Raw genomic sequence first — 26,741 nt, forward strand, 5'->3', positions numbered from 1 at the left:
CAATATTTTTTTTGTGTTACATTTTATTGCAACACTGCGTTTTTGCAGTCAAATCTAGTATTAAATAATGCTTCCGTATATCAAATAGAAGTCAAAAAATGGGCTCTCGCTGTATTTAAAAATAAAACATGGGCATTTAATACGCCCTTAGGACTAATTCCATCTCCTCATATGATAAAAAAAATGAAGGAGCTATAAACTGTGTGGCCAACGCATATGAGACAAATTAGCTTCTATTTTTTTGCTTCTCCAGTAATCTGGTTCGGTTGTTTCGGGGTCAGGCCAAGATAGGCAACTGAAAATACACAATTTTACCCCTTTAAAAAGGTTGTTTACTACCCAATAATGGCTTTTTTGGGGTAATCGGAAAGACGCCTACTGGGAAAATCGTTATCACGCTACCGCCATAGAAAACGACCACCATCTCCTTCGTTGTCTTGTCTATATTGACCTGAATATGGTGCATGCCGGAGTTGTGGTTCTACCCGTCAAACAGTCATTATAAGGATAGCATAAGATCCAGCCCCCCCAAAGGATTCGTCTAAAATTTTTATTATTTTTTCTTTGTTCATGTTTACCCGTTATATCGACTGATATAGTCATATAATCAGTCGATATAACGGGTAAAAAGTCAAAATTAAACTGTATATTTTCTTCCTCAGATGAAGATATACAGATTCTTCAGTAGCAGGGACGAAAACCGCCCTTGCCCTTGGTTAGTGCGTCATGCTAGATATTTCCACAGGCACGAACTCACGCACAGAGGACTTTAACCATAAGTTTATGCCCATGAGGTGCGTACATAAGTTGCTCCATCTGACCGCCCAACCAGCTGCGCCCTTTGGGCCTGCGGTTGGCAGCATGCGAGCTTTCTCGTTAGACTTTTAACCAAGGATAATTTCACTCATGTTGACACTGCTCACTATCTTCTTTTCTTCCTTTGTAATTGCCCTATCCGGCGCAATGATGCCAGGGCCATTGCTGACAGCTTCCGTTAGTGAAAGCTCTCGTCGTGGCTTTCTCGCTGGGCCGTTGCTTATGATTGGTCACAGCATTCTTGAACTGGCGTTGGTGATCGCACTATTACTGGGATTGGCTCCGTTTCTAATGCAAGATGAGGTCTTTATCGTAATTGCTATAGCAGGTGCCGGGTTTCTGCTTTGGATGGCCTTGGGAATGTTTCGCACACTCCCAACCTTGAGTTTATCTTGGGATGCAGGGACGGAAGAGCACGGTCATTTGATAATTACCGGGGCACTATTGAGCATAGCAAATCCATACTGGCTAATTTGGTGGGCAACAATTGGGCTTGGTTATCTTCTACATTCGAGGCAATTTGGCCTATGGGGTATCTTCTTTTTCTTCACCGGACATATTTTGGCCGATTTCGCCTGGTATGCCGTGGTCTCTGCGGCTGTCGGGAAGGGCAGACGCTTTTTGAGCGATCGACTCTATAGAGGGATAATCGGAACATGCGCAGCCTTTCTAGTGGTTTTTGCATGCTATTTTGTCTATGCCGCCTTGCATAAAGTCATGTTGGGAAAAATTTGAGGTATTGACTTTTATGTAATTCCAGGAGCCTGAGAAGACAAAATATAGAAGCAGCTAGCCGGCTAAAGGGGAGGTTTTCGCCTCCCCTGCAATCTATTTATCTACTCAAGTTCTTCAACCCACTGGTTTAAAATCCTGACCACTTCCCCAGCCTGCTTGATGGACGAAATATTGAACTTAGATTGGGGGATAAATCGTCCATTCCGTTTCTGATAACGCACAACCCTGAACTTAACCGGCCCATAATCTCCTGTTTTACGGTCCATCTCTTGATACGCATACATAATTGTGGTCCACGCACCGCGGGTCAAAACCTCTTTTTTCAACTCCTTGACCACCAGATTCCCGTCTTCATCAGTCCAATTGATAGTTAAATCATCAATGTTCTCAGCCATTTTCTCTCCTTTCATGATTGATGTAATTTGTTAAAAGTTATAATTTTTTATTTAACCCGGATGGGAAGCGACTTTTTACACACGTATTCTGACTCAGTCAGAAACTTTTCGCTTAATGCCACCTATCTTCTATAAATTCAACAAACAAACCCTCCAACTCAACAACCCGATTTACTCTTCAAGCAAAAGAAGGTAAAAAAGTATTAGTAAAATCAGATAACGTGTTGAAAGTCGAAACTATTATTTTTTAGCCTGAAATACAGGAGGATGGTTTCATGGTGCTCAACTGTCCTTAAAAGCTAAGAGGCAGAAACCATGAAGATCACCGGGAATAGAAGAATTTTATAAAAACTGAGGACTGGACTTTTTGGCTGATGGATAGACAAACAAAAAACCGTGGGCAACCAAATTTGCCATCTACCACACATAATCATAAGGCCCTGACCATGTGGACCAGGTTAACTCAAGCTATTTTTCTAGGCTCGAAAAACTTTTCGCGCCAGCAGGGCTTTTTGCACTCTGCTGGTCTTACCTTTTATGCCCTGCTCTCATTTATTCCTTTAATTTTTCTCCTGGTATCCCTGGCCGGCCTAATCTGGGGCGACACCATACAGGTTCAAGAGTTTATTCAAAATAAATTAGCCATCCTGCCCTGGGCAAAAGAAATCGTTACCTTGCAACTAAACAAATTTTTAGACATGGCACCAAGACTTAGCTGGATCAGTTTTATCTTTATTTTCTGGACCGCAGGTTTATTTTTTCATGCCCTGCAAACAAGCTTTAACTACATCGATAATAGACCCATCAAAAAACAATATTGGCGCCTACCTCTACCCTGGCTCATAGGCCCTTTTATGGGTATAAGCTTCATTATCCTTATACTTATCATGCATGTTTTGAGTTATATCCCGGCGCGTTTTATCCCCCCGGGTATGACTCCCGGCATCTGGACCTGGTTAGGTTTAGCCTTGCTTATCTTTTCTTTATATCAAGTCCTACCACAAAAAAGATTCGCCACTGTTCCAAGCTTTATCCTTTCCCTTGCTTTATCCCTAGTGAGCCAACTGATCACCAAATTCTTTACACACATCTTATGGACTCAGCCCAATTACAGCTTGGTTTACGGCACTTTGTCTTCCATTATTTTATTTTTGCTCTGGCTAAACGCCAACATGATCCTCATCTTATGGGGCGCGCACTTTTTATTACTATGGGAAAAACCAGATTAGAATTTACGATCCAAAAGGAGGTGTGAAAAATAGCCAACGATTGCGGCCAGATAATAGGGCAGGAGCTTGTCTATGGAAATATTATAAAAAATCATGGGCAGGACCAGAATAGCTGAAGGGACTAGGAACATGGCCCACCAAGTATGAGTCCATCCCCGGTGATGCCCCAAGGCAGGCAGCATGGCGCAAAAACCCAAAATAGCCGCCCATTTGTATAAGCCCTTAATCATTAACCCCAGATCCAAAGCAGCTAAAAGAGCATAAAATAAATTCTGTCCTTTAGAATCAGTATCTACATCAGGAAATAAAGACGCAAGCAAAGATATAGCCAAAAGAAAAAAAATACTTTTCGGGTCCAGATGAATCTGCCCGAACCATAAAGCCGCGGCCACTGCTGAACCGGAAAGCGCTAAACTTCCCAGCAGATGTCCTTTATATCCTGGCATGCTATAATTTATTTTGTAGTCTTTTAAGAGTCTGTGGGCCAAACTCCATTTTTACTGCCAGATTGAAAATCTTGGTTTCTTGAATGCATTGCAAAGGGCCGGATAACCCATCTTGGCGAAGCTTGCGGGTAAGCAGAGCATCGGGGCGACAAAGCCAAATATCTGACGCTATCTGCCATAATTATTGACAATAAAAAGAATATTCATCTATCCAAAATGTCCCATTATGCTCTGCCCGCAAGCAAGCTATAGATGGGTCCAGGCATTTGCACCAGCATGAAAGGAACCAGGATTGAAAAAATCCAGAATCTGGCGGCAATCAGGGGAAAATTCTTCTACGGAATCCTACGTCCACTGACCATCCTTCCTACTCAACCACTCACCTACTCAACCCAAGTGCAGCCATCGGATGCACCCCCTTCCCCCTAGCCTTAGAGCTAAAACATATCTTTCTCACTTTCTTCTATAGTCTTATCTATACTCTCCTTGAGTTCTTTGGGCAGCCCCATAATATCCACGTTGAGAAATCCACGGACAATAGTGGAAGTAGCTTCATCCTCGTCCAGTCCCCTGGCCATCAAGTACTCTATCTCTTCCTGGGCAATCTTGCCCACAGCCGCCTCATGAGAGAGCTCAACTCCGGACTTGGTTCCCTTAAGTTCCGGAATAGCGTGAATTACGCCATCGTTTAAAATCAAACCCTTACATTCTAAATGGCCCCGCACAGGCACAGCATTGCCCTCAATTACTCCCGGAGCAATAATTGTCCCTCCGGTTGTGATGGCCCGGGATATAATCTCCCCTCTGGTCTCAGGCGCATTGAGCACAATCTTGTTTCCTGAATTAATGTGTGATCCTTGAGGCGCGACCAAAATAGAGTTAAATCTAGCCACTGCACCCCTGCCATTAAGAAAAATGGTCGGGAATGACTGCACAGACTTGACCGGCTTCAACAAAATATAGTTGCTTACAAACACCCCACCTTCTTCAACAATACCTACGGTTCTGGGTCTGACAGTGACCTCATCTCCCCAATTGTGAATCATGGTGAAGGTCAATTTACCGCCCTTTTTGATGAAAAACTCAGAAATACCCAAATGCAGGGCAGAACGAACTTTATGTGATGTAGCGCAGCCAGTGATAATGTGTACTTCTGAATCTTCTTCCACTATGATAATATTATGCACACTTTGAGCTACGTCTTGCCCCTTGATAAACAGGCAGGACTGCACTGGCTCCTCTATTTTCGCCCCTTTTTCAGTGCGAATAAAATACCCGCCATGAAGCTTTTCTGCTGCAGCCCTTGTAAACTCATCCTTATCTTTATCCACTGCCTGCCAATAATATTCTGGCAGACCATCGTATTTCTCCAGGGCCTTCTGAATACTCAAAACTTCCACGCCCTGGCGGCGAGAGCTGCAATGCACACTACTATGATCAATCTGAAGATAAGTCCCGCTCCTTTGTTCTTCTTCTACATCCACTCCAGCCATGAGCAGTTCAGCCCGATCCTCAGACCCAAGCTGACGTAAATCGGGAAGCATCGGACTTTCAGCCTGATCAAAATTATATACGCTCAAATCCACCTGGGGAGTTTTATCATTTTTTAACTCAGACATCTGACGCACTCCTTGTAACCATATTTACTGATATGATCCAAAATATCTCTAGGCCGGCCTTCGCAACAAAGTCGACCCTGGAACATGACCTTCCCTCTGTCAGCATTAACATAATCTAAAATATATCCGGTATGAGTAATAATCAGCCCGGAAGTCTTTCTCTGCTCTTTCAGGTCTTTCATACAAACCACAGGGCTGGGCTCCAGGGAACCATCCAAAAGAGCCTTGGCTATCTTGCCTATCAAGGCCATATTTTCCAAATCCACCCCTGACTCTGGCTCATCAAAAAGAACTAAATCAGGTTCCTGGGCCATGAGTTGCAGCAACTCCGAACGCTTTATTTCTCCTCCGGAGAAACCATCATTTATATCTCTGTCTAAAAAATTTTCAAAATTGACTTTCCTGGCCAACTTTTCCACATCTATTTCCCTGTCCCGGGCACACAACCGAACCAAATCTCTGGTCTTTAAGCCATGGATGGTCGGTGGGCGCTGAAAGGACATGCCAATCCCCATTCTGGCCCTTTCATAAGTGGGCAAATTGGTTATATCCTTGCCCTTGAATAAAATTCTGCCTTGCGTCACCTCATACCCGGCAAAGCCCATAATAGTCATAAGCAAAGTGGTTTTACCAGAACCATTGGGGCCAAACAAAATAAAGGTCTCCCCATCTTCGATGTGGAGATCTATCCCCTTCAAGACCTCTTTTCCTCCTACATTAACATGCAGGTCTTCAATTTTTAGCATAGCCATCCCTCTTAATTTTTTATAAAAAAATTTTAACTGATTATTTCACCAAAGGCAAAAAAAACATTCTCTACCTTTTGGTCTATTTTAGATGAAAATTATGATCACTTTCTTTTTGTTTATAACAATAATAGCATCTTTTCTCATTTTTAAAAAGGGAGAGCAAGAGCATGCCAGCTAAAAAACCGCCTGCATGACCCCACCAGGCCACTCCCCCACCAGCAGAAGAAAAAACATTCGAAGAAATAGCCGATATAATCTGAATAAGAAACCAGAAACCCAAAAAAATAAGAGCAGGCAGTTCAAAAATATAAGGCACAAAAAATATTGGAATAAAGGTCACTACCTTTGCGTGGGGATAAAGTAAAAAATAGGCACCCATCACCCCGGCAATGGCTCCCGAAGCCCCGACAACTGGCACGGCAGAGTCCATATTAAATAAAAAATGAATCAATAAGGAACAAAGACCACATAAAAGATAAAAGACAAGGAACCTGAAAGGCCCCATTACATCCTCAATATTGTCTGCAAAAATCCACAATGTCCACATATTACCCAAAAAATGGAGCCAACCACTGTGCAAAAACATGTGCGTTATCAAAGATAAATAACCGCCATCCGGATAGCCCATCCACCTGGCCCATTCAGGATGGGTAAATCTCGCAGGAACAACTCCAAAAAGATGAAAAAATTTCACCAGTTGTAAATGGTTTAATTCCAGGACAAACAAAAAAGCAATAGTGTTTACAGCAATGATGGTCCAGACCATGACTGGCCGGTGCACATTGGGGATACTGTCTTTTAAGGGAATCAATTTAGTTCTCCAGAGAGGAGGCTGACCGATAAAAAACGTCCAGTCTTTTTTTAAGCTGGCGGACTCTTTTTTGACGCAACGTCTTTAAAATATTGCTAAGCGCCAAAACTTTCTGCTCTAGGGACTGTAAATCTTTACTGTTATCTATAATCAAATGACACTTACGGAGTTTATCAGCTTGTGGCCAGTGCCATGATTCAATCTGTGCCATCTGCTGCTCTGCCCATCCTCTGGCAATCAGCCTTTGCTTACGCTGCTCGTCAGGACAAAATACACCTGCTAAAATCAAACCATCAGTCTCCCAGCCAGCTTCTAATATCAGGGGGATTTCAGCCACACACACTCTTTGCCTTTTATGCTTCTCCCAAAAGTTGCGCAACCTGAATTCAACCAATGGATGGATAAGGGCATTAACCTCTCTGCGAAAGGTATCACTCGCCACCATTTCCGCGAATAATTTTTTTTTATCCACTTCTCCTGTCTCAGATGCAATAAATCTCTGTCCAAACCTCTGTCGGAGAACAAACCAACCATCTCCTCCAGGCTGATACAGCTTGGCCACCTCTTCATCAGCACTAAAGACAGGGACACCGAGTTTTCTAAAACATTTAAGCACTTCTGATTTGCCACTGCCAGGATTTCCAGTAAACACTATTCGCTGTGTCTCCCGCTTTAAAAGCAAAGGAGCACGCCAGAAATCCTTGGGCGGAGGACAAGTAAATTCCATTTCTTCTCCGGATTCCGGGTGGCTGAAGCCTAAACACCAGGCATGAAGAAGCTGCCTTTTGAACAAACTTGGCGCACTCTTTCCTCTTTCACCCAACAAGCTGAAATTTGTCCCCCCATAAACATTATCGCCTATTATAGGATGACCTAAGTGCGATAGATGCACTCTAATCTGGTGGGTCCGGCCGGTAAAAATTTTTACCCGCAAAAGACTCCAGGCTTCTTGTTTATCTTTTAAGATCACCTCATATCTGGATATGGCCCTGCGCCCACCTTTTTTTACTACAGCCATTTTGGTTTTATGTCTAGGATGTCGTCCGATAGGCAAGTCTATCTCACCCTTCTCATTCTCTGGTACCCCAAAAACCAAAGCAAGGTACTCCTTAAGCACATGACGGGCGCTAAAATCTTGAACCAGCTTCAATCTGGCCTGATCAGTCAAGGCAATAAGCATAAGGCCGGAAGTATCTTTATCCAAACGATGAACAATGCCCGGACGATCAGAAGCTTTTTGAGCTAACTGGGGATAATTATAAACCAAAAAATTGACCAAGGTCGGGCCTTCCTCCCCTGGTGCAGGATGGACAGTAAGACCGGCGGGTTTGTTTACGACCAGAATATGCTGGTCTTCATAAACAATATCCAGTTGCCCAGAGATTGCGAGTGTTTTATTCGCGCCCCCGGCGGAAGGCAGTAAAACCCTAATTTTCTGGCCATGGCTGATTTTAAAACTAGGCTTAGTAATAGACCTTCCATTAATAGTGACCAGTCCATGCTTGATCCACTTCTGTACTTTGGCCCTGGCCACACCTTCTTCGAGGCCTAAGGAAAACAAAAATACATCCAGCCTTTGGCCATGGGCATTATCCGGAACAATTAAGGCTAACTCTTTGTAAATATTCGAATCTTTAGATTCTAGACTCTGAGAGTCGCGAGTCGTTTCTGACCCTTTACCCTTGACTCCTGGCTCTCGACTCTTGACTCTATCCATATATTTCTGTGCCGATTCCAGCCCGGGTAAATAGTTCCAGAATTATTGAATTCTCAACACGACCATCAAGGATATGTGCCTTTTCAACGCCGGATTCAACAGCCTCAAGACAGCACTTGAGCTTAGGAATCATTCCGCCTCTGGCTACACCGCTTTCAATAAGTTCCACAGCCTCTCTCTTGTTCAGGGAAGAAATAATTTGACCATCTTCATTGAGGACGCCTTGAACATCAGTAAGTAAAATCAATTTTTTAGCCTTTAGGCTTGAGGCTACAGCACAGGCCACAAAATCAGCGTTAATATTATAGGTTTCACCCTGTTCATCAACACCCACAGGTGCAATAATGGGAATAAATCCTTCCTTTTGTATAGATTTGATCAGGGTTATGTCCACATCAACCACTTCACCTACCTTGCCAAGGTCAATAATCTCCGGGGGCGCATCTTTTTTATTGATGACCATCTCTAACTTCCTGGCTCTGATCATGCGACCATCTTTGCCCGAAAATCCAACTGCTCTTCCTCCATGGAGGTTGAGCAAATTTACAATCTCCTTATTTACCTTGCCCACCAGGACCATCTCCACAACATCCATGGTCGCCGCATCAGTGACCCGCAGACCTTCACGAAATTGAGAGGCAATGCCCAATTGATCGAGCATCTTTCCAATCTGCGGACCTCCACCATGAACCACCACAGGATTCAAACCGATATATTTTAGCAGGATCACATTTAAAGCAAAGCTCTTTTTTAAAGAGTCATCAATCATGGCATGACCACCATACTTGATGACTATAGTCTGCCCATAGAACTCGCGGATATAAGGTAATGCTTCTAATAAAATCTTGGCATTTAACTTTTCTTGTTCCATAATATGTCCCCCAAGGAAACCAGATTCAAGTACACACTGATGAATTGAGGTTGACTAGCAGAAAGCAGGTGACAGGTCAAAATCGTGAAAATGCTATTCTGCTAAAGCTGTAATAAAAACATCTAACAGGCTAGTAAAAAAACTCCAGTCCAGGAAAAGCATTACAAAACTGGTTCGTAATCAGGAGAAACATGACACTTACCCCATTATGGACCGAACTTCCATGCCGGAAGCCACAACCTGCAGGGCAAACGCAACTTGAATGTTCTGAGATAGAACCATAAAAACCATTAAGTCATCGGCTCAGATTTGAGGCAATTCTGAAATGTCGTCTCAAAACAGGTTGATTCGATGGCGGATCGTTTGAAGAATGAATTATAATCTGCTGAAAGAACTGAAATATGAATAAATTTGATGAACTTGTCGCTAAGCTGGAGGAACTTTTTGAGCTCGACAAGGCAGACCTTGATTTTGGCATTCACCGGATTATCAAGAAGAAACATAAGCAAATTCAGGAATACTTGCATAAACGGTTGCCGGAAAAAGTTAGACAAGTTTTAAGCGATCTGGCTCAAAACAACGCTCCAGACAAACTCAATGAGGTGCGCCAACAGTGTGGATCTTCGTTCGGCGTTGATGCTTTTGAACCTGACAGAGCACTTGCGAAAAAGCAGCAACCTACCCCGCCTGGGAAGCAATACATGGAAACGTTTGAGCCAGCTCAACAGTCTGTTGATGCCAAACGTCTGGAAGCCGAAGTCTATTCTCATCTCTATGAATTCTTTAGCCGCTATTATGAAAACGGCGATTTCATGTCGCTTCGGCGCTACAGCAACAAGCAAAAATACGCCATTCCCTACAACGGGGAGGAAATCATACTCCATTGGGCCAACAAAGATCAATATTACATCAAATCCTCGGAAAACCTGAAAGACTACACCTTCACCATAGAGGAAAAAGGCCACAAGCTCCGAGTAAAATTTAAACTAACGCGCATGGATGCGGTTCAAAACAATAACAAGGCTGTAAGGGCCTTCGTCATTGATGAAGAAGCAGACATTGAAACCACTGCTGACACGCTGGTCATTCCGTTTCATTTAAAAATTTTTGACCATAAACCAACAGCCAAACAGGTAATTGAGAGACTCGAAGCTGATATCGAGGCTAAAATCCCTGCGAGGTGGAAGAAAAGTCTATGGGCCGATGATCAAACATACACCGGCAAGGATACCAGGACTATTCTTCAAAAACATTTGCAGAATTTCACAAAGAAAAGCACAGGGGACTATTTTATCCACAAGGATCTTGGCGGATTTTTAAGGCAGGAGCTGGATTTCTACATTAAAAACGAAGTGATGTATCTGGATGACGTGGACGACCGCCCAGCAAACTATCTGGAAGGTGAAATCCGTAAGATCAAGGCAATCCGTGCCGTGGCAAAAGATTTGATCGATTTTTTGGCCCAGTTCGAGGATTTCCAGAAAAAACTGTGGCTGAAAAAGAAATTTATTGTGGAAACAAACTACTGCATAACCCTGGATAGAGTGCCAGAGGAACTTTATCCCGTGATTGTGGAAAACGAGCGGCAGTGGGAAGAATGGCGTAAACTTGGCTTTATCGGAGAAGCTGAAACGCCATCTCCGGAGTTGCTTAAAGAAAAGCAATATATGATGCTCGATACAGCCTTCTACCCGGAAGAATTCAAATACAAACTACTTGCCTCTATTGATGATATAGACGAACAAACCGACGGTCTGCTGATCCACTCGGAAAACTTTCAGGCCTTAAATCTGTTGCAGGTACGATACCGGGAACAGGTGAAGTGTATTTATATTGATCCACCATATAATACAGAAAAAGACGACTTCCTTTACAAGGATGGCTATAAACACTCATCATGGGCAACATTGCTCAGTGATCGTCTTTCATTATCCTCCAGGTTACAACACTCAATCGGACTTTTATTTATCAGTATCGATGAGCATGAGGTCGCAACATTAAGGCATGTTGCTAGTACTGTATTTGATACGAACTCGTTTGCTGCCGAGTTGATCTGGAACACTCAACATAGCCAACAGAACGGTTTGTTCTCACCTTATCATGAATATGTTCAAGTCTATTCTCTTATTCCCAGCAACGAGTTAGATAATTTTGAAGGAGGCGACGGAGAAATTGAAGCCGGCGCTATGAAAAAAATATCAAGAGCAAATCCTGAGAGTGAATTTGATTTTCCAGCAGGTGTGCCGTGGTTAGCAGATGATGGAGTCGAGCTTTCAGGGACTTGGGGTGGTACGGAAAAAGTTACTTTGGTGAGGGGGAGGATGGTATGTGAAGCTGGAAAATTAAAGTGTCCTGTAACTTTAAAGGCTGGTTGGACTCAGAAGAAACAAATGGAGCAGTTTTTCTATGGAAACAGACCAGTTTACGATACTAAAGGCCAGGAAGTTACGGGTTTTTTCTTCACTAGAACTGGCAAACTTAAAATTACCAAAAAAAGAACTCGCATAACTCCAAGTACACTACTTCCTAAATTCGGCACTGTCTCCAATGCCACCGCTAATCTTACATCAATGTTTGGTGAGGAGATGTTCGGCAGACCTAAGCCAGTAAAAATGGTCCAATATCTTATTGGTTTGCCAACTACTTACCGTTCAACTGACTTTATTCTCGACTACTTTGCCGGTTCCGGCACAACCGGCCATGCGGTTATCGACCTCAACCGCGAGGATGGCGGGAAACGGAAGTACATCCTTGTGGAGATGGGTGACTATTTTGACACGGTGCTCAAGCCGCGTATTCAAAAAGTCATTTACTCAAAGGATTGGTTGGATGGCAAACCAACCGCGCCAGAGACAGGCGTAAGCCACTGCTTCAAATATATCCGCCTGGAGAGTTACGAAGACACTCTAAACAATCTAGAGCTTGAAGACCGACAAGTAGACCTACTGGGCCTCATGGAAGAAGTACAGGAAGAGTACTTGCTTCATTATATGCTGGATGTGGAGACCCGCGGCTCTCTCCTCAACCTTGACCATTTTGAAGATCCATTCAATTACACGCTAAAAATCTACAATCGTGAAACAGGAAAGGCGGAACCGAAGAGAATAGATTTGCCCGACACTTTCAACTACCTGCTGGGGTTACGGGTACGGAAAATGCGTATAAAGGACGGCTTCCTGACCATCGAGGGTGAAAACCCGGCGGGAGAAACCGTGCTGGTCATTTGGCGGAATGCGAAGGAGAAGGACAACGTCGCCCTGGAGGAATTCGTTACTGGAACTCTTCGCATTAACCCGGCGGATACTGAATATAAAGCGATCTATATCAACGGCGACACCACACTGAATGATCCACACAATAAGATCATGCTCACCGAAGAAGTATTTCTTAACCTGATGTTTGATGTGGAAAGCCTGTAAGGAGAAAGCACGATGGCTGTGAAGCTCGATAAACGCCTGGTGCTGAACGAATGGCTTTTCAAACAACTGGGCTACAATGACACCGAAAATGGTATGAAGCACCTAAGCCAGATTCTCCGGAATGAAAAAGCCGGCTGGGACGAGCAGAATGTCTTTTACTTCCGCAGACAGCTGGAACTGTCCCTCCCTGAAAAGCGCGCGATCACCAACGACCTCCTGATGGAGTACGACCGCAACATTTTTGAACATTGGCAAGCCATCACAAAAAATCGAAGGCTCAAAGAGCATCGCGATATTTTTCCGCTTTACTTTCAGTATCTGGCCCTACTCTTCACAGAATACTACCTGGACCGTTGGACCCGTGACAAACAACAGCAGACAACAACGCTCCTGGATGAACTTAATACGTTCCGCAAAACCTTCAACCATCGTTTCACTGGACGCGGGGCTACGTCAGACCGGATTCAACCATACACTGAACAGGATTTAACAAAACTTGCCTTCTGGATTGCCACCGGCGGCGGTAAGACTCTGATCATGCACTGTAATATCCTTCAATTGAAACATTACCTCGAAAAACGCAAATTGGCTCGCTTCTTCAACAAGTATATACTCATCACGCCTAATGAAGGACTTACCAGTCAGCACATCGAGGAGTTCAGGCTATCTGGCATCCCTGCTATGCGCTATAAGCCGGACCAGAACCGGCATAATCTTTTTCTTGTTGAGATTATTGAAATTACAAAACTAAAAGAAAAAACCGGCGTTACTACTGTAGCCGTAGAAGAATTCTCACGTAATAATGTAGTCATGGTTGACGAAGGTCACCGTGGTTCTGGCGGGGACGAATGGTTCAACAAGCGCCAGCAGCTCTGCGCCGAAGGCTTTTCTTTTGAATATTCCGCTACTTTCGGCCAGTCCGTTAACGCTCTTTCAGGTGCGAAACAAAAAGAGATGGGACAGTTTTATGCCAAGAGCATCCTCTTTGACTACTCTTACAAGTCCTTCTTTGCTGATGGTTACGGAAAGGATTTTCATATTCTGAACTTTAGCCAGAATGGTAGCTCCAGTCAGGATGACCTTCACAAACTATATCTAACAGCCTGCCTGCTTCGTTTTTACCAACAATGCCGTCTGTACCGGGACAACCACCGCAAATACGTTCCCTATCTGGTTGATGACCCATTGATGGTGTTTGTGGGTGGTTCTGTAACCGGACACCGCCGGCAAACCCAAGACACCGATGTGGTCACTGCTCTTCGCTTCTTTGCGGACTTCGTGACCGATGAGCAGACCAGCATTCACTACCTCGATCTGCTGCTTCGCCAGCGGGACGAGTTGTACGACAGTGAAGGACTGGTTTTCCGTAATGCGTTTAACTATGTCCGAAAGCTGTTTTCACCTACCGAACCTGATTCGGCCACGCGTCTTTTCCGGGATATTCTTCGTGTTGTTTTCAATACAACCGGCCGCGGCCTTTTACATGCTGTTTATCTCAAGGACAGCGACAATGAAATAGGGCTACGCGTGGGCGAAGGGGGTGAGTATTTTGGGGTCATCAATGTGGGAGAGCCAAAAAAGCTCTGGGATTTGCTTCAGAAGCAGCACGGGAAAACTATTGTTTGCTCTGAACAGCAATTTTCTGTTTCCCTTTTTGACAATATCAAGTCCCATAACAGTAAAATCCGGCTTCTGATTGGAGCAAAAAAATTTATGGAAGGTTGGAGCTGCTGGCGGGTGAGCTGTATGGGTTTGATTAACATAGGCCGCAAAGAGGGGGCCCAGATCATACAGCTTTTCGGTCGCGGGGTACGTCTGAAAGGTTTGAACTTCTGCCTGAAGCGAAGCAGCCATATACCTGATGTTGAACATCCAGAGTTTATCGAAGAACTTGAGACATTGAATGTGTTCGGGATACGAGCCGACTATATGCAAGCGTTCAATGAGTATATCGATGAAGAAGATGTGCTATCTGAAAAGAAGATAGAACCCAATTCTCTCCCAACAATCAAAAACCTGGCCCGGACTGATCGGAAAATTATCCTGCCTCAAAAAGATATGGCGGATTTCAAAAAGGAAGTAAAAGCGAGCCTTCATCGCTGTGAAAATATTCGGACTAAAGTATCGGCTGATTGGTATGGCCGACTGGACAGCAAGACGAAGCGGCACGATCTGCATTCGGACGAGGGGAATACACTTGAACCCACTTACCTGAAACCTGAAAATCTCAAGTTTCTTGATTATGACCGGCTCTACATGGAATTGCTTCACTTCAAAAAACAGAATGCCATGTACAACCTTGAAATCAGCCGTGATTCAATTCGGGAACTGCTTTCTCAAAACGATTGGTATGACTTGTTTATTCCGGAGCACATGTTGGAGTTTACGAGTTTTGAGAAGGTACAGTTATGGCAGGAGATTGCAGCAGACCTGTTGAAAAGATACTGTCGCAAATTCTACAATTTCAAAAAAAGCAAAGCGTATAGTTCCTGTGTCTGCGAATGTCTGCGCTGAAACTGTGACTTATCCCATGGAATTACCAGTTCTTTGCCCTGGAACAGGGCATTGGAGCTGTTGGCTGTTGGTATGCCTGTAACGGCGGTTCAAGTTTTTATCGGGGTGGGTCAAAGCAACTTGCTTACCAGATGGGAATATCTTAGTTTATCAGGGCAGGATGTTAAGGATATTTTCAGGCTAAGGGGATGATTTAAAGTCAGCGAACCTCACGCCTAAAGATTTGCTAATTAATTATGGGATAAAACAAGTTAACAAAATATATACTAAGGTAGTTTGTAGACGTAAAAGGAATATAAAAAATGTGTAAACCGTTCATCAAATGGGTAGGCGGAAAGAGACAACTTGCGGACGAATTACAAAAACGTTTGCCCAGCTCCTATAACAGATATTTTGAACCTTTTGTTGGCGGGGGAGCCTTATTTTTTGCTTTAAAACCAGAAAAAGCTTTTATTGCTGACCTTAATTCAGAATTAATTAATGTATATAAAATAGTCAGGGACTATGTTGAGGAACTTATTAAAGAGCTTTCCAAATATAAAAATACCAAGACTTGTTATTACAAAACCAGGGACATGGACAGAAAACCAGATTATCACAGATTGCCAGCACTCCAAAAAGCGGCCAGGTTCATTTATCTTAATAAGACCTGTTACAATGGTCTCTATCGGGTAAATAGTAAGGGCCAGTTTAACGTCCCTTTTGGGAAATATAAAAATCCCAAAATTTGTGATGCTGAAAATCTTAGAGCGTGCAGCCAAGCTTTGCAAAAAACAGAAATTGTGAACGCTGATTTTTCTATTGTCCTTGATTTTGCCAAGCCGAAAGATTTTGTATATTTTGATCCACCTTATGTCCCTCTTAATGCCACGTCAAATTTTACTGCCTACACACAAAACGGTTTTGATGTAGATATGCAATTTAGATTAAAAGAAGTCTGCGATAAGTTAACTGATAAAGGCGTTCTATGGATGCTATCTAATTCATATACTGAATTTGTGTTAAATTTGTATAAGGAATATAATATTCACACGGTTTATGCCAATAGGGCTGTTAATTGTAAGAGTAATGGGCGAGGCAAAATAAAAGAAGTTATTGTGAGGAATTATTGATGGCAGGTTATGTAATCAACCTTGATAGCGAAGAGTCATTGATGCGTTATTTCAAGTATGGTGTATATTCTACAAAACTTTCAACGCCAAGAGGATATTTCACCACCCCGCAAGAGGGAACATTTGCAGACTATGCAAGTATGAAGAAAAATGATTTGGTTTTCTTTTTTATTAAAAGAAAAATTTATGGAATCGGAAAACTTATAGAAGTGTATGGTGATGTAAAGTGTCTTAATTATCCACAGGCTAATATTCCAGAAAGTATTGATTATAATGTTATTCGCAATACATTGTTATTAGACGAAGGAGATAAAAGTGTAAATCAAAGATGGATATGTTTTTTTGAACCCTATCCTTTTTTCTTTAAAAAAGGAATCGACATGGATGATGTTTTATTATCAAATGAAAATTGTTTTAGAATACTAAGAGCTTTTTGGAAAGTTTCATTTATTAAACTCGACGATATTGAAGCAAAATGTTTATTTGATGTTATTTTAAAACAAAACTATCAAAAAGATACTAAAAACACTTTTGATACCTCTTGCCAGAATTTCCATACGCAAATAAAAAATAAACTTAATGATGAATATAAATTCCGAGCAGACGAGATATTAGAATATGCAAGCAATGAAGATAAAATTAAACACGAAATGGCAATTGAAGCTGGACTAATTTATCAATTGTCATATAAAGATGAAGATACAACCAGGGTATTCGGAAATTTTGATTATATATCTCATCAAGTAGTAGCGTCTCCTTTTAAACCAATTGATTATATGGATAAAATGGATATTTATGGATATAATTATATTGAAAATTTCAAGACTATAGATAAGCATAAAATCATTGAAATAAAAAAAGATACAGCAGGAATTGAAGAAGTAAATCAGCTACTTAAATATGTAGACTTTGTAAAAGATGAAATAGCAAATAGAAATTATGATAATATTAGCGCTTATTTGGTTGCATACGACTTTAAAGACGAGGCAAAAGAATATTTAAAGACAATTTCCAGAAAATTTGTAATTGGTACTAAGCCGGTGATATCAAGGGAATGGAATGATATTAACTTGGTAAAGTATAAATATGACAAGATTAATAAAAAATTATTGTTTGAATTAGTCTGATAAGCATAAATTGTACTAGTCAATACAAAAGCATGACAGAGCTATCCTGACTGAAGGTTATCGGACTTAGTTTTTGTAAGTGTCAAGTTTGAGTAAGTTGCGGACTTTTGTTTGGTACATTCCTTGCTTTCCTGAAAATCCAGGTCGATATAATGACGATAGTCCACAATTTCTTCATGAGAAGGATCAGTTCGCAAATAGCCCAGTTCCCTTGCCATTCCGTTTACAAACTCTTCAAAGCTTACCTCATGGTTTTGCATAAACCGCAAAAGCGTGCCGCTCTCGGCTAGATTGATCAGTTTATGATATGCTTCACGCTTGAGCACCCGGAGTTTAACCTGCTGTACCCGGCCAAAACGCAAATCCTCCAACCGGCGGTCAATCACACGCACCTTTCGCTCCACATCCTTCACACGGCCGACCACCTCATTTTTAAAATTGGCCACCACCTGCCTGATATGAGACTCTATTCTGGAAAGCTCTGCCTCCAGACGACTTAAATCCTCTTTAAGCCGCTCAAAATCTTCATACTTAGGGTAAAAATGTAAAAACAGTAATTTAACCACGCAGTAAAACCAAAAAATTTGGTTGCCGTCTCCTTATCTTTAACGCAACCACTAAAACAGCTCTTCTCTTATGGAGAAAAGGTAAATTATTTTAATTGGTTGACTTAATGAAATATGGACACACGCAAAATCATATGTTGCCAGGATTATTCAGTGATGGTATGATTATTTTTTATTAAACATCACAAATTGTTACCAATAACGACTACCAAAGGTCAACACGGCTGTCCTGTTATAAGACGAAGCGCTACATTTAATAAGTATGAACTCATTAAAATCTTTTCTAAACACCCCCTTAAAAATCGGCCAGAAGGAAATAGTTAAAAGAGTCATTTTAGCACCTATGGCCGGCCTAACGCACATAGCCTTTAGAGAAATCCTGGATGATTTTGGCGGCTATGGCCTGACCTATACTGAAATGTGTAATGCCAGGGCCCTGCCCCATGAGAACCGCTATAAATCACCTGTGTTTTCCTGGCGTGATTCAGAGGCAGTACACCTCGTCTGTCAGATATATGGATCAGAGCCAGAAGTGATGGCTAGAGCTGCCGTGCGCATTGAAAGTGAAGGTCTTTTTGGGGTAGATGTGAATATGGGCTGTTCTGTGGCCGGCATTTGCCATAAAAATGCAGGGGCAGCTTTATTAAAAGAGCCCAGGCTTGCCCTGTCCATTGTCAAGTCTATCAGAGAGGCGGTATCCTGCCCTTTAATCATTAAGTATCGCACAGGCTGGGAAGATAAACCGGAACCAGCCATAAGGCTTGCTCGGGAGTTCGAACAGGCCGGGGTAGATGCCCTAATTTTTCATCCCCGCGTAGCCCCTGATCGCCGCTCCCGTCCACCCAAATGGGAATACATAAATAAAGTGCAGAAGGCTGTCTCCATCCCCGTTTTTGGCAATGGTAATGTGTTTAGCCCTGAGGACTGTGCCAGGATGCTGGACACAACAAACTGTGCCGGCATTGCCCTAGGCAGAACGGCTATAGCCAAACCATGGATCTTTGCCGAACTGACCGAAGGGTTTGAACCTTACCCTGAGCTTTATCCGCAAGTTGCCTTAAAAATGGTTGAACTTTTGTGGACCTATTTTGAACCCACGCGAGCCATTAAACTCTTTAAAAAATTCGCCCTCTATTTTTGCGCTAATTTTGTATTTGGCAATTCCATCCTGAATGGATTTATGAAAATGCAAACAAAAGAGGATATAATTAAATATATTGAAAAAACCTTTACCCCCTGTCCTCAGCTAGCCCCCAAACCCAATTCTCTTCTGTTTTCAGGGTAGGACTGTGATTCGTAATCAGCTTTAAGACTCCACTGAACATAAGTTTAATGCTGGTGTTTATCAGCCACCCCATCAGATATCCCGCAAACCATAAACATACTGCCCCAAAACTTAACACCATAGTCTCAAATTGCACTCTCATTGACTTCAATCTGTAGGCACTGTAACTTGTCTAAAAATAGAAGGTAATATTTACTAATATAATACCTAACCAGAAGCTCGCGGTTGTAGATGGACTGTCAGCCCAATTTATCAAGCACGATATTCGCCTCGCACCTTGAGACGTGGGCTACGAAATGGCCCAACTCTCCACATGTTAGGCCCAATACAACAATCTCACCAACAATATTCATTTAGGAATGAAGAAGGGAGAATCAATGAACAATCAAGAAGTTTCCATTAGACCGGCTACTTTAGATGACATAGATTCTCTTTTACCACTTCTAAAAGAACTATTTTCTATTGAAGAAGACTTCGTCTTCAACGAAACAAAGCAACGCAAAGGACTGGTAAAACTGCTTAGTAGTGAAAAAGGCCGTGTCATGGTCGCCACTATTAATAATGAAGTGGTTGGCATGTGCTCTATCCAAACCCTAATTTCTACAGCTGAAGGTGGAGTTGTGGGGTTAATCGAAGATATGGTTATCAAGAAAAAGTATTCAGGTAGAGGTATTGGTAAAACCTTACTTGCTTCTATAGAAGAGTGGGGAAAACTCCAAGGTATGACCAGGCTTCAATTATTAGCTGATAAAAACAACATACCAGCACTAAAATTCTATGAAAAGTGTGGTTGGCAAAAAACCCAACTGATTTGTCTTAGAAAATTAATATAAAAAATCGCGTAACTCGTTTGGGCGTCAAAAACTGGGGCGTTGTTGAAAATCTTCGGTAAGATTAAGACTGAAAAAGAAAAGTAGAGAAAATCAAGGGAAAAATCCCTGAATTTGAAACATTAAAGTTAGTAAAGATTTGGCGGGGTGTATCCGACAGTTGTTCTATTTCGTATAACAAAAGGCTGAGCACTAAAAAATCCAGAGTCAACGGAGGGCTTTGACGCTGTCCCAACCAGGGCAAGCGCCAAAGGGACTCCCTCCGCTTCGCTCTGGAACAACTCAAGTCATGCAGGAGTCAGTTGCACCTGTCCACCTACAACGTACAGCATTAAAGTTTACCCTGACTATTCTTAATGAGCTCCATGCCCCTTGACGGCCATATGCAGCCGTTCCAGGTAATGAAGGAATTCCACATAGGCCTTCACAAACTCACGCCCTTGCTCTACGCTTTCTTCAGCATGCTTTTTAGTCTCAATGGCATGGGTAAAGCGTTCACGTATACCCTTAGCCACTGCATTGGTCACGAGTTCTACAAGGTTATCAACCGAACCGCTTTCCAAGGCCTTGTCGCCCTTTGCTACGATAGGTTCCACTGCTCCGGCAGGTTTCAGCCCAGTATAAGGAGCCCCTTCGCCCGCGCGGTGTATCCTGACCAGGGTTTCAAAGAAATAGCGATCAGCCAATTCCTTTGCCTCTTTACCTTTCCCCCTGACAGCCATTGTCTTTTTAAACGCATCGCGGATTTCCGCCTCATACTCCTTTTTCACCCATTTCAGCACAGGGGTTACGTCACCCTTTTTCAGGGCAATTTTTGCAGCCGTCACTACCGGCCCGTCCAGGGTGTCGCAGTGGGCCGCGGCAAAATCCGGCCTAAACAACACCACACCGAAGGCAAAGACAACCGCTGCTGCCATTGCGATAAAATTTGTTCCTTTCATGTTCCCAACCTCCTTTTTTGTGTTTGTTGGTTAATCTCCATACCTCTGTGCCTACATCTCTCACCATGTAAAAGTTTTAGGCACAATCCCTAGTCCGATTACCTGTCCCAGAGCTTTTTTAGGCCATTATAGCCCAAAACGTTCTCAGCCCTGAAAACTTCTCTAGAAACGGATAATGCCGTTTCGTTGCGTTAGTTGATACAATACCTTTCAGAGAACCTTCCTTGACTTAAGTCAAATTTTTTAAAGAAGTTATGATTGGAGAAAAAAGGAGGGACGAGAGACAGGCAAAATACTTTGTCCAATTATTGTATCATCCACGTTAAAATGTTGATTTACAAGCTAAAAGCCCAACTTTTTTCCTAGTTTTTTGTTTGCCTCATTTTTCCAATTAAGATAATGAGCCCGTTTTCTTGTTCTGAAGAATAGTTTTTTTGTTGTTAATCTACAAAAAGTTTTCAGGAGGAGAGATGGGTTCCAAAAAAATTTTCCTATTTCTGCTGGCTTTATGGTTGCTTCAGGCATCTCCTGTACAAAGTGCAGGATTTGGCATTTACGAATGGAGCGCGCGTGGAAACGCACTGGGGGGAACACTTGTTGGCCGGGCAGATGACCCTTCTGCTGTGGCCTTTAACCCTGCTGGTATCACCCAGCTTGAGGGCGGCAGGGTCATGGCCGGAGTCACAGCCATTGCCCCGCAGACAAAGGTGACCACCCCAGGTAAAACAACCACAACCAAGGACAATATCTGGCTACCTCCACACGCTTATCTGACTTACCAGCTAAATGACCGTTACTGGTTAGGACTCGGCATCTTTTCTCGATTCGGTCTCGGAACTGAATACCCTGATAACTGGCCAGGAAGATATAATGTAACTTATGCCGGAATCAGGTCTATATCTGTAAACCCCAATCTGGCTATCAAACTGACAGATGACCTTTCTTTTGCCTTTGGCCTGGAAGCCATGTGGTTTGAGTTCACGCAGAAGAAAATACTACTTTTTCAGGACATACAGACCAAACTTGTCGGCGATAGTGTAGGCTATGGTTTTAACGCCGCCTTCCATTATAAACCAACCAACTGGCTAGCAATGGGCCTTGTTTACAAGAGCCAGGTAGAACAAACAGTCAAAGGAGATGTTACTTTTGACAACCCAGCAATTAACGACACTGGAGCAAAGGGTGATATAACCCTGCCTGATTCATTTACTGCTGGAGTTATGATAAAACCAATGTCAGAGCTAACTTTAGAGGCAGATGTGGTCTATACTCGCTGGAGTACCTATGATGAATTAACAATAGAATATGATGAGCCATTATTCGGGATATCTTCTAAAACCACTCCAAAAGACTGGCACGATGTCTGGCGTCTTCAATTCGGCGTAGAATACAGCTTGAACGAGTTAGTGGACTTGCGTGCCAGCTATGTCTATGATCAAAGCCCTATCCCGGATGAACATGTGGATTACATGGTCCCGGCAAACAACAGACACTTGTTTGGACTGGGAACCGGTTTTCATTGGGATAAGTGGGTGGTTGACTTATCTTACACCTATTTGTTGATCGAGGACAGGGATGTCGACGCTAGATCTGCTGACTATATCCTTGAAGGCGAGTTTAAAAATGGACACAGCCATCTCATTGGCTTGAGCATTGGGTATAAATTTTAGTCGCCTATTTACTAAACTACCCCCCGCAAAAAAAGGCAAGCATCATGCTTGCCTTTTTTTGTGGAATCAATCACTTTTTGATTTATCTGCCTGTGATTTCAGCCACCTGATTTGCCGACACACTCCCATGAGTAAGTTGAATTCATTCCGCCGAAGCGCAAGCCTATTTATAAATCTTTTCAGGGGCATCATAAAATAATCAGGGTTATCTTTGCGTAGGAAATCAATGTCCAGCAAAGCCTGCTGCATATGTGTATACAAAGTCAAAAGCTCCTCGTGAGTAGCCAAACGTGAGTTTTCAGTGGAAATAGGTCTTAATTTCCTTGTCGGCTTTAATTTAAAACACTCATAGAGAATGATAAGTACTGCCTGGGCCAGATTAAGTGACCAGGCGTCGGGCATGGTCGGGATAGAGATAAGTGAGCCGCAGATTTCAATCTCCTCATTGGTCAAACCAGTATCTTCAGGGCCGAAAACAATGGCAATCTCCGCACCAGATTCAATCTCGGCGGTCATGCGCTTGGCAGCTTCTTCTGGCATGAGTATGCCTTTTCGCCAACCGCCCATTCTGGCTGTAGTGGCATAGACTTTATGAAAAGTAGCAAGGGCCGTGGGCAGATTGGAAACAACCTCTGCCCTTTCCAAAACCTTCTTCCCCTTGACAGTAGCCAAGGGTAGGGCCCTGTCCATATCAAACTCTTTAGGGTTGACCAGGATAAGATTGGGGCAGCCCATATTCACACAGGCTCTGGCCACAGACCCTATGTTTTCTGAATACTTTGGCCTACATAAAACTACTGTAATATTGTCCAACATCTTTTATAAGTCCGAAATTCGAATTTCGAAATTCGAAACAGATCTAAATTTTTAAATTACCAAATGTCAGAAAAAATTTACTCAATGTTGTCAAATTGCTGAAGGAAAAAAGTTTTAAATTGTGGTCACAGCTAAACATTAAACCTAAAAGTAATAATATCTCCGTCCTGTACTATATAGTCTTTTCCTTCCAGACGAAGTACTCCCTGTTCTTTGGCCTTTTTGAAATCCTGATATTTTAGAAAATCATCCCAGGAGAGTACTTCGGCACGGATAAATCCCTTTTGAAGGTCTGAATGAATTACCCCGGCGGCCTCTGGTGCGGTAGCACCTTTTTTTAACGGCCAGGCCCGAACTTCTTTTTCGCCAGCGGTTAAAAACGTAATAAGCCCCAATAAATGATAGGTCTTGGAAATAACCCTATCCAGGGCTGACTCCTTAATACCTAGATCATCCATAAACATCTGGAGTTCTTCCGGATCGGTAAGTTCTCTCATCTCCCGCTCCAGCTTTGCCGATACAGCCAGATGCACCTGACCGGTCTCTTCTTCCGGGAGCTTGACCTGCCCGATGTTGTCTTCACTCACATTCCAGGCATAAAGTATTGGTTTAGCAGACAAAAAACAAAATCCTCTCAGTTCATGAGCCTGTGCCAACGAAGGTTCCTTGCGCACAGGTTGTTCAGACTCCAGCAACTCCCGTACCTTAACAAGCAGTTCTTCTTCTTTGGGGTCAACCAGATGCTTGGCCTTTTTTTTATCCATGACGATCCGCTCCAACTTCTTTTCCACCACAGCCAAGTCAGAAATGATCAAGTCCATCTCAATGGCCTGCCACTGCTCACTGGGGTCATTTACCCCACTAAATCCATCCAGAACTGCCAGTAAACAATCATAAGGCCTGATTTCATTTAGCACCCTGGCTCCCAGACCCTGCCCCTTTCCTCCCCCGCCGGGAATGTCCAGATATTCAATTTCAGTCTGGGTTACCTTCTGAGGGTTAAAAAGCCTGGCCAGAGGCTCAAGCCGCGGTTCAGGAACCTTGACCATAGCCCTGTTATTCATACCAATTTCCGGCCCAGCCAAAGCCATAAACAAATCTGTTTTTCCACTGCCGGCAAAACCAAATATTACTGTCTTCATGAGTATTATCTCCTAAAATAAAGCCTAGTCGTGTGTGACAACAGGGAGCAAATTCCTTTTCCATGCCTCCCTGCCCAGTGGAATGCTACCAAAAGCAGCACCTCTTTGCGGGATCCCACAGGGTTAATGTCTCTAGCGACCAACGGGAATGCGTGAAATTCTTAGTCTTGTACAAAACTCAAAACTATTCTCTCCTAACCAGAGGGAGAGGACATTAACCAATCCCCTTGCCTTCATCAACAAAAGAAAACCGCATATGTTTGGCAAAATTCTCAGCCAGATAATCTCCGTGAGCCAAATTAACATATCGAACCTTATCTTTAAGCCCTTCCACCCAATTTCTGGCCCTTTCATCCTGGCAAAGCAATACACTTCCTTTCAGGGAAGTATTGCCCACAAAGCTGGTTTTGGCCTCCATTCCCTGTGGTAAAAAACCTAGTTCTTCAAGCAAACCTCCCTGCACATGTTGGCCAAATGCTCCAGCAATAAAAATTCTTCTTATATCTCTAAATGTTAGCCCGGCCTTCTCAAGCAAATAATTGATAGCCAGGTTAAAAGCAGCCTTCACCTTTAATATTTCTTCAATATCGTGTGCACTTAAATAAACTTCTTCAGTTAAATATAATCTATTTTCCTGTAGCCCCATCTGAACTTTACGGGCCAATGGATGGCGGCCTTCCTGAAAATGGCCATTTCGATCCAGTACGCCAAGCTGAAGTAGAATACCTATCAAAGACAAATAGCCACTACCCGAAATACGAAAATCTCTTTGCGGCCAGCCACTAAGCCCGGAAGGCGTAAGAAAAAAACGGCTACACACATCGTTATCTCCAAATACACTGCCAAATCTAAGCCCTACTCCCTCCAAGGCCGGCCCCATGGCTACACTGGTACACAAAAAAGTTCGGCTATCTTTGACCAAAACCATTTCCCCGTTAGTGCCAAGATCACAAAAAAGATAAGGATAATCATCCTCATCACGTTCAAACTCAATGTAAGTAAGTCCAGCGCTAATATCTGCGCCCACGAATGCTCCCAGAAGAGGCGGGATATAGAGCTTGGAAATATCTGAACTTAGGAACTCTTCACATCCTCCCCAATAATTAAGCTTAAACGGGGCAAAACTTAGTTCCCGTACCTCAAGTCCAAGAAACAAGTAAACCATGGCCGGATTTCCCGCCAGAACAAGGGGACACTTATTTTCCCCGACCTTGCTCACTATTTGTCCTACCTTGGCCTGTACTAGACTTGTTAACAATTGTTTATTTTTCTGATTTTCCAGAGCAAAGGCAAGCCTGGACACAACTTCTGCACCTGCTCCCATTTGGGGATTCAGGCACTGCCCTTTACTCAGCTGTTTATCTGCATGAATAAGGGCCCATTTAATAGTTGTTGTGCCAAGATCAATGGCTAGACATACGGCAGGACTTTGACTTTTTTTTGAAAAATTAAAGTAATCTTTTGTTGAAGGGATTTCTATTTTTTGATTAGGCTCAGGGAAATGAATACAAGCCAGTCGATACCCCAGTTCGAGCTCCCGAAGAGAAAGAATCTGCAAATCTTTAGGCTTTGGCTTTGGGGAGTTTGATACGAACTTAATTTTACATTGACCACAAAGACCTAAACCGGAACATAAAGGACGTTCTCTAATCAGACCATAAGTAAACAGGTTCTGGGCGTAAGTTTTTCTGGAATCAAAATGAAGTTCTTGTGTTTCCAGAGAAGATTCCAAATAAATACTAATTTTTCTCACACCAACAACTCGAAACTACAAGTTCAAATGTATGACAACTCACGGCTTACTGCCATTCTTAAGACCACTTAATTTGTGATTATGAGTCTGTGGCCAAACCTTTTATCAAGTCAATTTCCATTTTTCATTCCTGTCTTGGTTTCTTTCATGCTGGTACAAAGACTTGGACCCATCTAAA

At 42.8% G+C, this 26,741-nt stretch carries 21 protein-coding genes and 1 pseudogene; 10 read left to right on the forward strand and 12 right to left on the reverse strand.

What is annotated here, in order from left to right:
- Together AC3WVG_RS06330 and AC3WVG_RS06335 are read left to right on the forward strand one after the other, a co-directional pair.
- Positions 1–198, forward strand: a pseudogene (locus AC3WVG_RS06330) (hypothetical protein); the annotation flags it as partial.
- Positions 199–906: 708 nt separating this feature from the next.
- Positions 907–1,551 (forward strand): LysE family transporter, encoded by a 645-nt coding sequence (locus tag AC3WVG_RS06335; RefSeq protein ID WP_488797323.1) that lies wholly within the window; start codon positions 907–909, stop codon positions 1,549–1,551.
- 101 nt (positions 1,552–1,652) lie between these two features.
- On the opposite strand, the gene AC3WVG_RS06340 is transcribed toward AC3WVG_RS06335, so the two are convergent.
- Positions 1,653–1,946, reverse strand: coding sequence for a hypothetical protein (locus AC3WVG_RS06340; protein ID WP_488797324.1), 294 nt, complete (start codon positions 1,944–1,946; stop codon positions 1,653–1,655).
- 374 nt (positions 1,947–2,320) lie between these two features.
- Between AC3WVG_RS06340 and AC3WVG_RS06345 the strand changes: the two genes are divergently transcribed.
- Positions 2,321–3,175: a YihY/virulence factor BrkB family protein gene (locus AC3WVG_RS06345; protein WP_488797325.1), complete on the forward strand. Its 855-nt coding sequence runs from the start codon at positions 2,321–2,323 to the stop codon at positions 3,173–3,175.
- On the opposite strand, the gene AC3WVG_RS06350 is transcribed toward AC3WVG_RS06345, so the two are convergent.
- The 6 genes from AC3WVG_RS06350 to argB all read right to left on the reverse strand — a co-directional run bounded on the left by AC3WVG_RS06350 (position 3,172) and on the right by argB (position 9,388).
- On the reverse strand, positions 3,172–3,621 hold the full coding sequence (locus AC3WVG_RS06350) for a metal-dependent hydrolase (protein WP_488797326.1): 450 nt from the start codon (positions 3,619–3,621) through the stop codon (positions 3,172–3,174). The genes AC3WVG_RS06345 and AC3WVG_RS06350 overlap by 4 nt on opposite strands.
- Before the next feature lie 437 nt (positions 3,622–4,058).
- Positions 4,059–5,165 (reverse strand): SufB/SufD family protein, encoded by a 1,107-nt coding sequence (locus AC3WVG_RS06355; protein WP_488797343.1) that lies wholly within the window; start codon positions 5,163–5,165, stop codon positions 4,059–4,061.
- A gap of 62 nt (positions 5,166–5,227) precedes the next feature.
- A complete protein-coding gene (locus AC3WVG_RS06360; protein ID WP_488797327.1) occupies positions 5,228–5,986 on the reverse strand; it encodes an ABC transporter ATP-binding protein in 759 nt (252 codons plus the stop codon).
- Between the two features lie 82 nt (positions 5,987–6,068).
- Positions 6,069–6,800 carry a rhomboid family intramembrane serine protease gene (locus AC3WVG_RS06365; RefSeq protein WP_488797328.1) on the reverse strand — a complete coding sequence of 244 codons (732 nt, stop codon included), beginning with the start codon at positions 6,798–6,800 and terminating at the stop codon, positions 6,069–6,071.
- Between the two features lies 1 nt (position 6,801).
- On the reverse strand, positions 6,802–8,517 hold the full coding sequence (coaE, locus tag AC3WVG_RS06370; RefSeq protein ID WP_488797329.1) for a dephospho-CoA kinase: 1,716 nt from the start codon (positions 8,515–8,517) through the stop codon (positions 6,802–6,804).
- A complete protein-coding gene (gene argB / locus AC3WVG_RS06375; protein ID WP_488797330.1) occupies positions 8,510–9,388 on the reverse strand; it encodes an acetylglutamate kinase in 879 nt (292 codons plus the stop codon). Before argB ends, coaE begins: the two co-directional genes overlap by 8 nt.
- Before the next feature lie 401 nt (positions 9,389–9,789).
- Here argB and AC3WVG_RS06380 point away from each other — a divergent pair, with 401 nt between their 5' ends.
- The 4 genes from AC3WVG_RS06380 to AC3WVG_RS06395 all read left to right on the forward strand — a co-directional run bounded on the left by AC3WVG_RS06380 (position 9,790) and on the right by AC3WVG_RS06395 (position 17,560).
- Positions 9,790–12,807, forward strand: a complete 3,018-nt coding sequence (locus AC3WVG_RS06380) for a site-specific DNA-methyltransferase (protein ID WP_488797331.1) — start codon at positions 9,790–9,792, stop codon at positions 12,805–12,807.
- Between the two features lie 12 nt (positions 12,808–12,819).
- On the forward strand, positions 12,820–15,321 hold the full coding sequence (locus AC3WVG_RS06385) for a DEAD/DEAH box helicase family protein (protein ID WP_488797332.1): 2,502 nt from the start codon (positions 12,820–12,822) through the stop codon (positions 15,319–15,321).
- Positions 15,322–15,623: 302 nt separating this feature from the next.
- Entirely contained in the window at positions 15,624–16,433 is an 810-nt protein-coding gene (locus tag AC3WVG_RS06390) for a DNA adenine methylase (RefSeq protein WP_488797333.1), read from the forward strand.
- Complete coding sequence (locus AC3WVG_RS06395) at positions 16,433–17,560, forward strand: hypothetical protein (protein ID WP_488797334.1); 1,128 nt, start codon at positions 16,433–16,435, stop codon at positions 17,558–17,560. The genes AC3WVG_RS06390 and AC3WVG_RS06395 overlap by 1 nt, the downstream gene beginning before the upstream one ends.
- 41 nt (positions 17,561–17,601) lie before the next feature.
- Here AC3WVG_RS06395 and AC3WVG_RS06400 read toward each other — a convergent pair whose 3' ends face one another.
- Positions 17,602–18,126, reverse strand: coding sequence for a hypothetical protein (locus AC3WVG_RS06400; RefSeq protein WP_488797335.1), 525 nt, complete (start codon positions 18,124–18,126; stop codon positions 17,602–17,604).
- Between the two features lie 262 nt (positions 18,127–18,388).
- Between AC3WVG_RS06400 and AC3WVG_RS06405 the strand changes: the two genes are divergently transcribed.
- The gene (locus AC3WVG_RS06405; protein WP_488797336.1) at positions 18,389–19,411 is read left to right on the forward strand and encodes a tRNA dihydrouridine synthase; all 1,023 of its coding nucleotides are present in this window, start codon (positions 18,389–18,391) and stop codon (positions 19,409–19,411) included.
- A gap of 377 nt (positions 19,412–19,788) precedes the next feature.
- Positions 19,789–20,244: a GNAT family N-acetyltransferase gene (locus AC3WVG_RS06410; RefSeq protein ID WP_488797337.1), complete on the forward strand. Its 456-nt coding sequence runs from the start codon at positions 19,789–19,791 to the stop codon at positions 20,242–20,244.
- A 350-nt stretch (positions 20,245–20,594) separates the two neighbouring features.
- Here AC3WVG_RS06410 and AC3WVG_RS06415 read toward each other — a convergent pair whose 3' ends face one another.
- A complete protein-coding gene (locus AC3WVG_RS06415) occupies positions 20,595–21,182 on the reverse strand; it encodes a DUF6448 family protein (protein ID WP_488797338.1) in 588 nt (195 codons plus the stop codon).
- A gap of 470 nt (positions 21,183–21,652) precedes the next feature.
- Between AC3WVG_RS06415 and AC3WVG_RS06420 the strand changes: the two genes are divergently transcribed.
- Positions 21,653–22,852, forward strand: coding sequence for an OmpP1/FadL family transporter (locus AC3WVG_RS06420; protein ID WP_488797339.1), 1,200 nt, complete (start codon positions 21,653–21,655; stop codon positions 22,850–22,852).
- Positions 22,853–22,918: 66 nt separating this feature from the next.
- On the opposite strand, the gene AC3WVG_RS06425 is transcribed toward AC3WVG_RS06420, so the two are convergent.
- The 3 genes from AC3WVG_RS06425 to AC3WVG_RS06435 form a co-directional block, all read right to left on the reverse strand.
- Complete coding sequence (locus AC3WVG_RS06425) at positions 22,919–23,668, reverse strand: RNA methyltransferase (RefSeq protein WP_488797340.1); 750 nt, start codon at positions 23,666–23,668, stop codon at positions 22,919–22,921.
- A 131-nt stretch (positions 23,669–23,799) separates the two neighbouring features.
- Positions 23,800–24,810 carry a DUF933 domain-containing protein gene (locus tag AC3WVG_RS06430; RefSeq protein WP_488797341.1) on the reverse strand — a complete coding sequence of 337 codons (1,011 nt, stop codon included), beginning with the start codon at positions 24,808–24,810 and terminating at the stop codon, positions 23,800–23,802.
- A gap of 214 nt (positions 24,811–25,024) precedes the next feature.
- Positions 25,025–26,563, reverse strand: a complete 1,539-nt coding sequence (locus tag AC3WVG_RS06435; protein ID WP_488797342.1) for an ASKHA domain-containing protein — start codon at positions 26,561–26,563, stop codon at positions 25,025–25,027.
- Positions 26,564–26,741: the final 178 nt, after the last annotated feature.

This window comes from Desulfovulcanus sp., assembly GCF_982781345.1.